This is a genomic window from Paenibacillus arenilitoris (assembly GCF_014705655.1).
Lineage (GTDB): Bacteria > Bacillota > Bacilli > Paenibacillales > Paenibacillaceae > Pristimantibacillus > Pristimantibacillus arenilitoris.
Genome location: NZ_JACXIY010000002.1, coordinates 68,181 through 79,738 on the forward strand (window position 1 = coordinate 68,181; position 11,558 = coordinate 79,738).

The window sequence follows — 11,558 nt, forward strand, 5'->3', positions numbered from 1 at the left end:
TTTGCTCGGCAGCCTGTTTGTGCTGCGATTCGCCCAATGCGGCAAGCGCGCGCACGAGATGCGAACGGCATCCGATTTCGCGAGCGATGGCCGAATTTACGCAGAATTAAGCCTGCTGACGGGATTATTCGTAATGATTACTATTGACAAATTTAATCGTAATAATTACTATTATCTCGGACATTATATCCGACCAATCCATATTCAGGAGGGCAAGATGAGAAGAAAGCTGCAACTATTTTTGCTATTGACGCTGGCTGCCGCGATAAGCGCTTGTTCGAACGGGGCGAAGCCGGAGCCGGCGAAGACGGCGTCCGGAGAAGCTTCCGACGGAATCGTCGTCTCGATCAAGGGGGAGCCGGCCAAAGGCTTCGATCCCGCTTTCGACTGGCCCGGGCTCGGGGAAGCGCTGTTTCAAAGCAAGCTGGTCGTCTTCGACAAGGAGATGTATCTGGTCAACGATCTGGCGGTCGAGCGCGCCGTTAGCGAGGATGGAAAGGAATTAACGGTGAAGCTGAGGGACGACGTGCTGTACTCGGACGGGGTCAAGTTCACCGCAAGCGACGTCGTCTTCACGTTCGGGAAGGTGAGGGAGACGACCTCGTACATCGATCTGTCCAATGTCAAAGAGGTCGTTGCCGTGGACGATCACACCGTCAAATTCGTGCTGGAGCATCCGGATTCCACCTTCGAATATACGCTGACCCGGATCGCGATTATCCCCGAGCACGCCTACGGCCCGGATTACGCCCAGCATCCGATCGGCTCGGGCCCGTATAAATTCGTGGAGTGGCAGAAGGGGCAAAAGCTGGTTGTCGAAGCGAATCCGCTCTATTACGGCAAAAAGCCGAACATCGGCAAAGTCACGTTCCTGTATCTGGACATGGACGCCAGCTTCGCGGGCGCGAAGCGGGGCGAGATCGACATCGCGCGCGTAAGCATGGACTACATAGGGAAGGAAATTCCAGGCTACACGCAGCGAAGCATCGAGACGATGGATATTGTCTCGCTCAGCCTACCCACCGTCAGGACGGGGACTTACGAGATGGACGGCATGCCGATCGGCAACGACGTAACCGCGGATCGCGCGATCCGCAGGGCGCTGTCCTACGGGATGGACCGGGAAGGGATAAGCAGGGACGCGCTGAGTGGCGGAACGCGCCCGGTCTATTCCCATAACCCGGGCATGCCTTGGGATAACGAAGCGAACGTCATCCCGAACGCGGATATCGATACGGCGAAGCGAATTTTGGAGGAAGGCGGCTGGTCGGATTCCGATGGCGACGGCATCGTCGAGAAGGACGGGATAATGGCGGAGTTCACGCTGCTCTACACGCCAGGCGAAGTGGAGAGGCAGGCCGTCGTGCTCGGCGTTCAGGAGAGCGCCCGGAAGATCGGGATCCAGGTGAACCTCGAGGCGAAGGTATGGGACGAAATCAGCAAGCAGAAGCTGATCTACAAGGAAGCCTACCTGTTCGGCAAAGGCGCCGACAGCCCGTTTGAAATTTACACGAACTTCAGCTCGGACCGGATTGCGAAGGGCACGACCAATTCGCCCAGCTACAAGAATGAAATCGTGGACGACTATTTGAATAAGGCGATACAGACGACGGATCAGGACGAGGCGATGGCTTACTGGCAGAAAGCGCAGTGGGACGGCGAGCACGGCGCGAACGCCTTGGGGGACAGCCCGTTCGTGCCGATCGTCGCCTTCCATCATACGTTCTATATCAAAGACGGCGTGGAAATCGGCGACTTCCGGCCTGCTCCGCACCGGGGCGCCTATTGGATCACCGTCGAAAACATTAAAGATTGGGTGAAGCGTTAAGATGACGATTCCGCTGAAGCCAAACCCGCCGCTTGCCCTCCCGCGCTTCGTCATCCTGCTTCGCTATTCGGGGAAGAAGGCGCTCAGGCTGCTGCTGCTGATGTTTGCCGTTTCGGTCGTATGCTTCGTGCTCATGAAGTTTTCGCCGATCGATCCGATCGAAGCCTACATCGGCGGCGAGCACGCCTCGCTGCCTCCGGAGCAAATCGAGCATTTGCGGGAATATTGGGGGCTTAACGACGGCTTTGCCGTTCGCTACGTCAAATGGATCAGAGGCTTGCTCGAAGGAAATATGGGAACGAGCATCGTTTACAATCAACCGGTGGCGGATGTCATCGCGGAGAAGTTCTCGGCCTCGCTGCTGCTCATGGGGACGTCGTGGGCGTTATCGGGCATTCTGGGCTTCTCCATGGGCATTATCGGGGCGCTGAACAGAGGGAAGCTCGTCGATAAATTCATCAAGCTGTACTGCCTGACGCTCGCATCCGCGCCGATCTTCTGGGTCGGCATCCTGTTATTGATCGTCTTTTCCGTCTGGCTGGGCTGGTTCCCGATCGGACTGAGCGCGCCGATCGACGCGACGGCCGCCGAAGCGACCTGGGGCGACCGGCTATACCATTTGATTCTGCCCGCCCTGACGCTCAGCTTGACCGGCGTCGCGAGTATCGCGCTGCATACAAGGCAGAAATTGATCGACGTGCTGGACAGCGATTACGCCCTATTCGCCAAGGCGAGGGGAGCGGGCAAATGGCTGCTCTTCAAAAGGCATGGCTTCAAAAATATTTTGCTGCCGGCCATTACGCTTCAATTCGGAACGATCGCCGAATTATTCGGGGGTTCAACGCTCGCCGAAGGCATCTTCTCCTATCCGGGGCTCGGCAAAGCCGTCGTCGAAGCGGGGATCAGGGCCGATCTGCCGCTTCTCGTCGGCATCGCCTTGTTCGCGTCCGCCTTCGTTTTTGCTGGCAATTTTATTGCCAATCTGTTATATGCCGCGGTCGATCCCCGCATAAGGGAGGGGGCTCGACGGATATGAACAGGCGCCAAAAAACGTTAATCTATGCATCGTTCTCCGCGTTTCTCCTTATCGCCGTCATGGCGGCCGGGAGCTTCTTGACCGAGGAGGCGACGCGGGTCGACTTCGCCCGCAAAAACCTTCTGCCTTCGCTTGGCCATATTTACGGAACGGACTGGTTCGGGCGCGATATGTTTATCCGAACGGTCAAAGGCCTGTCGCTTAGCATCGTAATCGGGGCGCTGTCGACGATCGGGAGCGGATTGATCGCTCTCATGATGGGAACGGCGGCCGCGATCGGGGGAAGAAGGGTCGACGCCTGCGTCAATTGGCTGATCGACGTCGTCATGGGCGTGCCGATGCTTATTTTTCTGATCCTTGTTTCTTTTATCGTCGGCAAAGGGCCCCAGGGCATTATCGTCGGCATGATCCTGACGCATTGGACGTACCTGGCGCGCGTCGTCCGGGCGGAAGTGCTGCAGCTGAAGTCAAGCCAATACGTGATCGCCGCCAGAAGCATGGGGAAAAGCAATGCTTATATCGCCCTGCGTCATATTCTTCCCCATGCGTATCCGCAATTTCTGGTCGGGCTCATCCTGATGTTCCCGCATACGATTTTGCACGAGGCGTCCTTGACCTTTCTCGGCTTCGGCTTGTCGCCCCATCAGCCGGGCATCGGCGTCATTTTGTCGGAATCGCTTAATTATTTGAGCGCGGGGCAGTGGTGGACCGCCCTCATGCCGGGACTATCCCTGCTCGTCATCGTCAGGCTGTTCGACCTTCTCGGAGACAGCATTCAATCGCTCTACAATCCATACAAGTCTCACGAATAGGAGATGCAAGCATGGGACAACGAATACCTCTGCTCGAAGTGAAGGACTTCACGCTTCAGTTCAAGCAATACGGCCGAGGCTTGAAGCAGATCGAGACGCGGGTTATATCGGGTTTTACGCTCGATGTGCATGCGGGCGAGATCGTAGCGGTCGTCGGCGCAAGCGGCTCGGGCAAAAGCTTGCTCGCGCATGCCATTCTCGGCATCCTTCCATCCAATGCCGCAACCGGCGGAAGCCTAAAATTCAAAGGGGAGGAGCTTAGCCAGAGCCTGAAGGAACGGCTGCGCGGCAAGGAAATTTCGCTCATTCCGCAATCGGTAAGCTATCTGGACCCGCTGATGACAACGGGCAAGCAAATCGAAAGTCCGCTCAGAAAGGCGGCAAACGCCGTAAAAAGCGTCATGAACCGGTTTCAGCTCGGGGATGACGCGAAGAACAAATACCCGTTCCAGCTGTCCGGCGGCATGGCGCGAAGAGTGCTCATCGGTACCGCGCTCACCTCGGGCGCCGAGCTCGTTATCGCGGACGAACCGACGCCCGGCCTCCATAAATCGATGGTGGACGAGACGCTAGGCTCCTTGAAGGAGCTTGCCGCTCTCGGCCGAGGCGTACTGATGATCACCCATGACATCGACCTGGCCTTTGTCGTTGCCGACAGGATCGCGGTATTCAATAAAGGGTTGACGGTCGAGGTGGCGGACGCGAAGGCGTTCGAGGCTTCCCCGGACAACGTGAAGCATCCTTACAGCAAAGCGTTATGGCATGCGCTGCCGCAGAACGGGTTCCATTCCGTCCGGGGCAAAGACTACGGGGAGGAAATCGACGCCGGCTGCGATGCGGGAGAGGAGGACGACGCATGAAGCTCGAGGCGAATCATATTTACTTCAAATACGGCGGAAGCGCGGAATGGCTATTGGAGGATATCTCGCTGGACATTCGAGCCGGCGAGGTCGTCGGTCTGATCGGCACAAGCGGCCGCGGGAAGAGCACGCTCGGCAAAATATTGGCCGGTCAAATCGGCGGGTACAAAGGCGACGTCCTGCTCGGCGGAAAGCCAGTCCCGAAAGGGATCTACTCGCCCGTTCAACTCATCTACCAGCATCCCGAGCTTGCCGTCAATCCGAGATGGAAGCTTGGCAAGACACTCGCGGAAGCAGGGGAATACGACGACGGCCTAAGGAGGGAGCTTGGGGTCAAGACGCATTTTTTGGACCGTTATCCAAATGAGCTCTCCGGCGGCGAGCTTCAGCGAATATGCGTCATGCGGGCGCTCCGGCCGGAAACGCGCTTCCTTATCGCCGACGAAATCAGCACGATGCTCGATGTCATTACGCAGTCCCAAATTTGGCATGTCGTCCTGGACTATGCCAAGCAATACGGGATCGGCATTTTGGCGATTACCCACAACGAGCATTTGGCGGGCGCCATCTGTACGAGAAAGGTTTTTATGCAATAAGGGCGAGGTTGTCCGTTTTTTATACAAGCACGGGCTGCTGAAAATCGATTCGTGGTGTCAAGTGGGATTTAATATCAAAAACTGAAACAATGAGCAAAAGCAGGAACGATTTTGGCGAATTTGTTTCAAATTTTGAAATAAAAGCAGCTGGTTCCAAATGGAATAACCCGAATGTTTCCATTTAATTTCAAAGACTGAAGTTAAATCGGAAGTGTGGGGAGATGGGGAAGAATTAGTTTCATTTTTTGAAAATATATAGCCTCTCGGGATTCGCTGAGGCTGATGAGACAAGGCTTTCCTCGTACCATCCAAATTCACATCCTCCTACTCTCGTAGGAGGTTTTTTCATATACTCTCCGTCGATTCCGATTCGCCCGAGCGGCAGCATGTCGCAATCCGGCCAATGGCCAGGTCCCGAATAATCGGCTCATTGCTCGAACCGCTCGAACTTGCCGGCCTAATGAGGTCGCAAATCCCAGAAATCGTAGTTATGTAACCGTACGGGGAATTTCTAGAGCGTCGTCCAACCGCGACGAGTCATTTTCAATACGGACGGGGTGTACAAGTACCCACATATAGTAAAGGGCTTTGGCCGCTTTTTCCCGGGTTACCAGCTTCTTCGGTTCCAGCTCGGTGCCGTTCACCATGCGTCCTCTTGCAATGCCGGCCTCCGACCGGATCAAGCCGAGCTCGTACGCGGCTTTCACGCGCACAGCCAATGCCGGATCGACCGTGTCCGTATCCGTCAGCCGGTCAAAAGGTACAAGAGGATCGTACATGGCTCCTTGGGCTCCGGAATCGAGATTCGGATCGTAGCCGGGACTGCCGGGAACGGCCGTGCTGCCGTTGTAGTCGGTCATGTATTTCGGAGGGGCTTTGAAGGCCGCTTCGTACGCTGCCAAGAGAATAGCGCCCATAACCTCGCGAGTCAGACCGCCCGGCGCAAAGCCGGCGAACAGCCGCTGCTCGAGCCTCATCAGGCGGGCCAGCGCGGAGACAAACTCCTGCACGGTCATGACCCTCTCCGGATGAAAGAGTCCGTTTGCATCCTTGGTCATCACACCGAGCTGCAGCAGCTTCTCGATCTGATTGCGGTAATAGGAGCCGCGGCCAGTCGTGATATCAGCGGCCATCTCCGGATAAATGTGCGACCAGTCGCCGGAAGCGATGGCCTCTTTGACAGAAGCCTTCAAGCAGGCCGCCATTTCGGCTGCCGCAGAGCTGCCTGAGGCTTCAAGGAGAACAAGTCCTTCGGCCACGATCCGGGCAAAAGGCTTGGCCAGCGCTTCTTTGTAATGAGTCCCGTCGATCTTATTGGCCGGATGCCCGTTGGCATAGCTGCCATCATTCGTTTTGCCCGGCGTTTCTCCGGCTTCGATGGACATCACGATGGCGAGCGCGGCTTCCGCGCCGATTTCCCGATAGTAGCGAAGGCTCTCCGCGTTCAAGTCAATCGTATCCACACCGAGCTCGGCGGCGACGCGCTTCATAATGTCCGGGAATTTTCGATGGTTAAAGGAGTTAACGAATTCATCCGTCACCTTCATTTCCCCGTTAATTCTCGAAATCGGCGTGACCAGCACGGGGTGAACGCCTCTGGCGCGGATAGCGGGAATATACGCTTCTTTGATCCAGGCCTCGTAAGACGCCTCCAGCGACCCTCTGCCAAACCGGTGCAGCTCGTCCTCCTTCTCGTCGTTATGCCCGAATTGGATGAGCAAATAATCTCCGGCATTGGCCGTCAGCAATATATCGTTCAAGCGGCCTTCCCAATAGGCGTTTTTGAAGGAGCGTCCGCCCATCGAATAATTAACGACGTTAACGCGCTCCGGATCGAACAGATCGTCAAACACCTGCCCCCAGCCGCTCATCGGCGCTTCTTCGAAGGTATAAGATTTGACCGTAGAATCCCCCAGCGTGAAAATCGTCGGCAAAGCGCCCGCAGGGCGACTCTTCGGCGGCAGAGGCACAAGCTCGATTTCGGCAAGCCCCACATCCAGGCCGATCTGCTTCGGTTCGATTTCAATATCGATAAACGCTCTGCCGTTCACATACGTATACGTCCAGTCCCGGCCGCTTGCGGAGGCGACGGAGCGGATCGGCACGAGACCCGCCACGTCCCAATAGCCGCCGGCAAGAATTTTGCCGCCATGCATGCCGGACACCGATATGTCCGCATCCCCGGCTCCTGCGGTTTTGACGCGGATCTCATAAGCTCCCGCCGGAGCCTTCATCCGAAACGCCATGCCGAAACGATTGTAGTGCTCGCTCTCAAAGCCGGGCTCCTCCATAAATTCCGCTTCGCAAACGACGCAGCCCTCTTCGGTCATCCGAATGCTGTCCGCATGAACGGCTCTTGGAGGGACGGCGCAGGTTTCTTCCACAAATCCTAAGCCCGAAGCTTCATCGTACAAAGGAACGCGGCCGCCGGCGTCGCTGCAAACCTGCGTATAACCGGTTTTTGGCGTGCAAGAAAAGTTGAATTTATAGCCTGCTGTATTCCCTGGCTCATGCTTGTTCATATGAACGCTATCCCCTCTCTCAATCTAGTACCGCTATACGTTCCCATTTTTCATGACGGCAGCATCGAAGTCAAGAAAGAAAGCGTTGCCAACCGGAATTGAACAAGAATGTACAATCTGGCCGGAATAGGACAAGGAATATGGCAGTGGGCCTCAAAATGCCTGTTTTATAATGGGGACGTATATAAAACTTGTATATATAATTTTTGGAAATTGCGGGCCTTCTGCCAACGATGCTATAGTCAGGCTGCTTCTAACTTCAATACGACAGGGGGTGAATGCATGTCAGAAACAACCGTATCTTTACAGGGGAAGCAAGCGCCGGCCAAGCGGGGCTCGGGCCTGTCCGGTTACATGGCCATGCTGAAAAAAGACTTTTTCAAAAATAAATATTTATATGTCCTCGCTTTGTTCGGATTGGCGTACTATCTCATCTTTTGCTACGTTCCGATGTACGGCGTCATTATCGCTTTCAAAAATTATGCGCCTACCAAGGGAATCATGGGCAGTCCGTGGGTCGGATTGGATCATTTTACCGGCTTCTTCCAGAGCTTTTACTTTTGGAGATTGCTCCGGAATACGCTGTTGATCAATGTATATGAACTGATTTTCGCGTTTCCGGCTCCGATTATTCTGGCTCTGCTGCTGAACGAAGTAAGAAAAGCTTTTTTCAAAAGAATGGTGCAAACGGTTACTTATCTTCCGCATTTCGTCTCCATCGTCGTCATATGCGGGATGATCGTCGATTTTTCCAGACTTACAGGCTTGTTCAACCAGATCATCGGTCTGTTCGGGGGAGAAGCGGCCAATTTGCTGCTGGATCCGTCCCTGTTCCGGACGATTTTTGTGGCATCCGGCATTTGGCAGGGGGTGGGATGGGGCTCCATCATTTATCTCGCGGCGCTGACGTCGATCGATACGCAGCTGTACGATGCGGCTACCGTGGACGGGGCCAACCGGTGGAAGCAGATGTGGCACGTTACGCTGCCGGGTATTATGCCGACGATCGTCATTTTACTGATCTTGCAGTTTGGCGGCATGATGAACGTAGGCTTCGAGAAAATCATTTTGCTCTATAATTCGCAAACGTACGAAACGGCGGATGTGATCTCCAGCTTCGTATACAGGAGGGGGCTTCTGGAGGCCAATTACAGCTACAGCACGGCCGTGAGCTTGTTCAATTCCATCGTCAACTTCCTGCTGCTGATTATGGCAAACCGGTTAAGCCGAAAAATCAACGATACCAGCCTTTGGTAAGAAAGAAGGTTCTGTACAGATGATTAAGCGAAGCCTGGGCGACAAAATATTCGATGCCTGCAATACGATCTTTTTGTGCGGCCTCATGCTGGTCACCTTATATCCATTTATGTATGTCGTTTTTGCCTCATTAAGCGTGCCGTCCGAGCTTGTGAAGCACTCCGGTATTCTATGGAAGCCGCAGGGCTTCTTCCTGGAAGGATACAGGCTCGTTCTAAAGAACGCCATGATTGTAAGCGGATACAAAAATACGGTTTTTTACGTCGTGGTCGGATCGGTGCTCAATGTATTTTTTACCTCGCTGTTTGCCTTCGTGCTGTCCCGCAAGGACCTGTACTGGAAAAAGCATATGATGATCATGGTCGTCATTACGATGTTTTTCAGCGGAGGCATGATCCCGGGCTATATCCTGGTGAAGGAGCTGGGGATGCTCGATACGAGGTGGGCGCTTATTATTCCCGGGCTCATTGCGACGTGGAATCTGATTATTATGAGGACCTCCTTCCAGTCCATTCCATATGAGCTGGAGGAAGCGGCCAAGATGGACGGGGCGACGGATTTCAGAGTATTCGCGCAGGTCATTCTCCCTTTATCCGTTCCGCTGCTCGCCGTCATGTTCTTGTTCTACGGAGTCGGACATTGGAATGCGTGGTCCGGGGCGCTCATTTATTTGCAGGATCGGGATCTGTTTCCTCTGCAGCTGATCCTTCGCGAGATCCTGATCAACAATCAGACGTCGGAGACGACGTTGTCTTCGGCCAGCAGCGACCCGTTTCTCGGAGAAGTGGTCAAATACGCGACGATCATCGTCGCTACGCTTCCGATTCTCGTTATTTATCCGTTTATCCAGAAGTATTTCGCCAAAGGCGTGATGGTCGGAGCGCTGAAGGGCTGATGGCCATTTTAGCGGTACACATGCGTCATGCCCTTAAAAGTAAAGGAAGTTAATAAACGATTCAGGGAGGAAATCACGTGAAGAGAACGGCATGGATGAAGGCTTCTTTGACGGCGGCGATCGGCGCGGCTGTATTGGTGGGCTGCTCGGGAGGGTCCGGCACCACAAACGATACTCAGGGAGCAGGCGGAGAAAGCGGCGATAAGCCGGTGGAAATCTCCTTTTTTACGAACGGCAAGGTGAATTCCAAGGTGATCAAAAGCTATTCCGATATGGAATCGTTTAAGGAAATCGAAAAAAGGACGGGCACGAAGATCAACTTCATGGAGGCGGCGGATGACAAGCAGTTTAATATTATGCTGGCGTCGGGTACCTATCCCGATGTGATGTACGTGCGCGGCTCCTACCCCGGCGGGATTGCCAAGCTGGTGGAGGATGGAGTGGTAATCAGGCTGAACGAGCTTATTGATCAACACGCACCGAACTTCAAAAAAATCCTTGAGGAGAACCCGGAGGTCAAAAGGCAAATTGCCCTGGACGACGGGACGATCGCCAAATTCCCCGAGCTCGCGCTGGATCTGCGCCGGAACGCGTGGAGCGGCCATCTGATCCGCCAGGATTGGCTGGATAAGGTAGGCCTGCCGGCGCCGGTTACAATCGACGACTGGTATACGGCGCTCAAGGCGTTTAAGGAAAAGGATCCGAACGGCAACGGCGCGGCGGATGAAATCCCGCTTGGCGACCAGACGGGGGCCGGCAGCCTGAACTCTTTTACAGGGGCATTTGGATTGCTGAACGGCTTCCAGGTACATCCCGCGACCGGCAAAATTACGTTCGGACCGTACGAAGCAGCCTACAAGGACTACCTGACGGCGATGCGCAAATGGTATGAGGAAGGTCTCATCGACCCCGAATTCGCGGCCATTGACAAAAAGGCGTTTGAAGCCAAATTTTCCAACAATACGATAGGGGCGTACGGCGGCACGATTACGGGCATCAACACCTATAAAGAGCTTTTGGCAAGCACCGTTCCGGACTTTAATCTGATCGGCGTCAGCCCTCCTGTCGGGCCGGCGGGCAAGCCTTACAGCCAAAGCACGCGGCTTGTGCAAAATGTGCCTTTGGACGGCGTCGTTGTCAGCTCGCAGGCAAAGGATCCGGTCGCGGCCGTCAAGCTGCTTGATTTTATGATCGGTCCGGAAGGCAGCCTGCTGCAAAACTGGGGGATTGAAGGGAAGAGCTATACGGTCGTCGACGGCAAAAAGAAATTTACGGATGAAATTATGAATAATCCCGATGGCCTCCTCCCTTGGGAAGCCGTATACAAATACGCGCATCCGACGAACGGCATGGCGCAAAATTTCGATTTCGATGCGTGGGCGGCCTTCGAACTGAAGCAGCCGGCTCAAAAGGTAGCCAACGAATTGTGGTTTAATGCGGACTCGACGCTGCTCCTGCCTCCTCTGCTGTTCAAAGGGGATGAAAGCCAGCAGATCAGCAGCATTATGAGCGAGGTGGATACCTATGTGCAGGAAATGCGCCTCAAATTCGTCATGGGCAACGAGCCGATCGAGCAGTTCGGCAAATATACCGAGACGCTGAACAAGATGAACATCGAGGAAGCGATCAAAATCTATCAAGCGGCTTATGACCGCTATCAGGCCAAATAAAGAAGCGGCGGCACAAAAGGGGTTGGGTATCGTTGCAGGGTATCCGGCCCTTCACCCTTTTTACGAAACAGGGGGTCTTGCA

The 11,558-nt window shown here is 54.7% G+C and carries 9 protein-coding genes; 8 read left to right on the forward strand and 1 reads right to left on the reverse strand.

What is annotated here, in order from left to right:
• Positions 1-217: 217 nt before the first annotated feature.
• From IDH41_RS01795 to IDH41_RS01815, 5 genes are read left to right on the forward strand one after another with little or no spacing between them, the layout of a single operon-like run.
• Positions 218-1,828: an ABC transporter substrate-binding protein gene (locus IDH41_RS01795; RefSeq protein WP_190857755.1), complete on the forward strand. Its 1,611-nt coding sequence runs from the start codon at positions 218-220 to the stop codon at positions 1,826-1,828.
• A 1-nt stretch (position 1,829) separates the two neighbouring features.
• Positions 1,830-2,864 carry an ABC transporter permease gene (locus tag IDH41_RS01800; protein WP_190857756.1) on the forward strand — a complete coding sequence of 345 codons (1,035 nt, stop codon included), beginning with the start codon at positions 1,830-1,832 and terminating at the stop codon, positions 2,862-2,864.
• Positions 2,861-3,676, forward strand: a complete 816-nt coding sequence (locus IDH41_RS01805) for an ABC transporter permease (protein WP_190857762.1) — start codon at positions 2,861-2,863, stop codon at positions 3,674-3,676. Before IDH41_RS01800 ends, IDH41_RS01805 begins: the two co-directional genes overlap by 4 nt.
• A gap of 11 nt (positions 3,677-3,687) precedes the next feature.
• Positions 3,688-4,536 (forward strand): ATP-binding cassette domain-containing protein, encoded by an 849-nt coding sequence (locus IDH41_RS01810; protein WP_190857764.1) that lies wholly within the window; start codon positions 3,688-3,690, stop codon positions 4,534-4,536.
• On the forward strand, positions 4,533-5,132 hold the full coding sequence (locus IDH41_RS01815) for an ABC transporter ATP-binding protein (protein WP_190857766.1): 600 nt from the start codon (positions 4,533-4,535) through the stop codon (positions 5,130-5,132). Before IDH41_RS01810 ends, IDH41_RS01815 begins: the two co-directional genes overlap by 4 nt.
• Positions 5,133-5,620: 488 nt before the next feature.
• On the opposite strand, the gene IDH41_RS01820 is transcribed toward IDH41_RS01815, so the two are convergent.
• Complete coding sequence (locus tag IDH41_RS01820) at positions 5,621-7,654, reverse strand: GDSL-type esterase/lipase family protein (protein ID WP_190857768.1); 2,034 nt, start codon at positions 7,652-7,654, stop codon at positions 5,621-5,623.
• Between the two features lie 354 nt (positions 7,655-8,008).
• On the opposite strand from IDH41_RS01820, the gene IDH41_RS01825 reads away from it, so the two are divergent.
• The 3 genes from IDH41_RS01825 to IDH41_RS01835 all read left to right on the forward strand — a co-directional run bounded on the left by IDH41_RS01825 (position 8,009) and on the right by IDH41_RS01835 (position 11,476).
• Positions 8,009-8,911 (forward strand): ABC transporter permease, encoded by a 903-nt coding sequence (locus tag IDH41_RS01825; protein WP_223829389.1) that lies wholly within the window; start codon positions 8,009-8,011, stop codon positions 8,909-8,911.
• A gap of 19 nt (positions 8,912-8,930) precedes the next feature.
• Complete coding sequence (locus IDH41_RS01830; protein WP_190857772.1) at positions 8,931-9,806, forward strand: carbohydrate ABC transporter permease; 876 nt, start codon at positions 8,931-8,933, stop codon at positions 9,804-9,806.
• 77 nt (positions 9,807-9,883) lie between these two features.
• Entirely contained in the window at positions 9,884-11,476 is a 1,593-nt protein-coding gene (locus tag IDH41_RS01835; protein ID WP_317890668.1) for an extracellular solute-binding protein, read from the forward strand.
• Positions 11,477-11,558 lie beyond the last annotated feature (82 nt).

Coding starts and splice junctions, on each gene's coding strand:
- IDH41_RS01830 (WP_190857772.1), top strand. CDS start 8,931: ATGATTAAGCGAAGCCTGGGCGACAAAATATTCGATGCCTGCAATACG.
- IDH41_RS01805 (WP_190857762.1), top strand. CDS start 2,861: ATGAACAGGCGCCAAAAAACGTTAATCTATGCATCGTTCTCCGCGTTT.
- IDH41_RS01800 (WP_190857756.1), top strand. CDS start 1,830: ATGACGATTCCGCTGAAGCCAAACCCGCCGCTTGCCCTCCCGCGCTTC.
- IDH41_RS01815 (WP_190857766.1), top strand. CDS start 4,533: ATGAAGCTCGAGGCGAATCATATTTACTTCAAATACGGCGGAAGCGCG.
- IDH41_RS01810 (WP_190857764.1), top strand. CDS start 3,688: ATGGGACAACGAATACCTCTGCTCGAAGTGAAGGACTTCACGCTTCAG.
- IDH41_RS01795 (WP_190857755.1), top strand. CDS start 218: ATGAGAAGAAAGCTGCAACTATTTTTGCTATTGACGCTGGCTGCCGCG.
- IDH41_RS01825 (WP_223829389.1), top strand. CDS start 8,009: ATGGCCATGCTGAAAAAAGACTTTTTCAAAAATAAATATTTATATGTC.
- IDH41_RS01820 (WP_190857768.1), bottom strand. CDS start 7,654: ATGAACAAGCATGAGCCAGGGAATACAGCAGGCTATAAATTCAACTTT.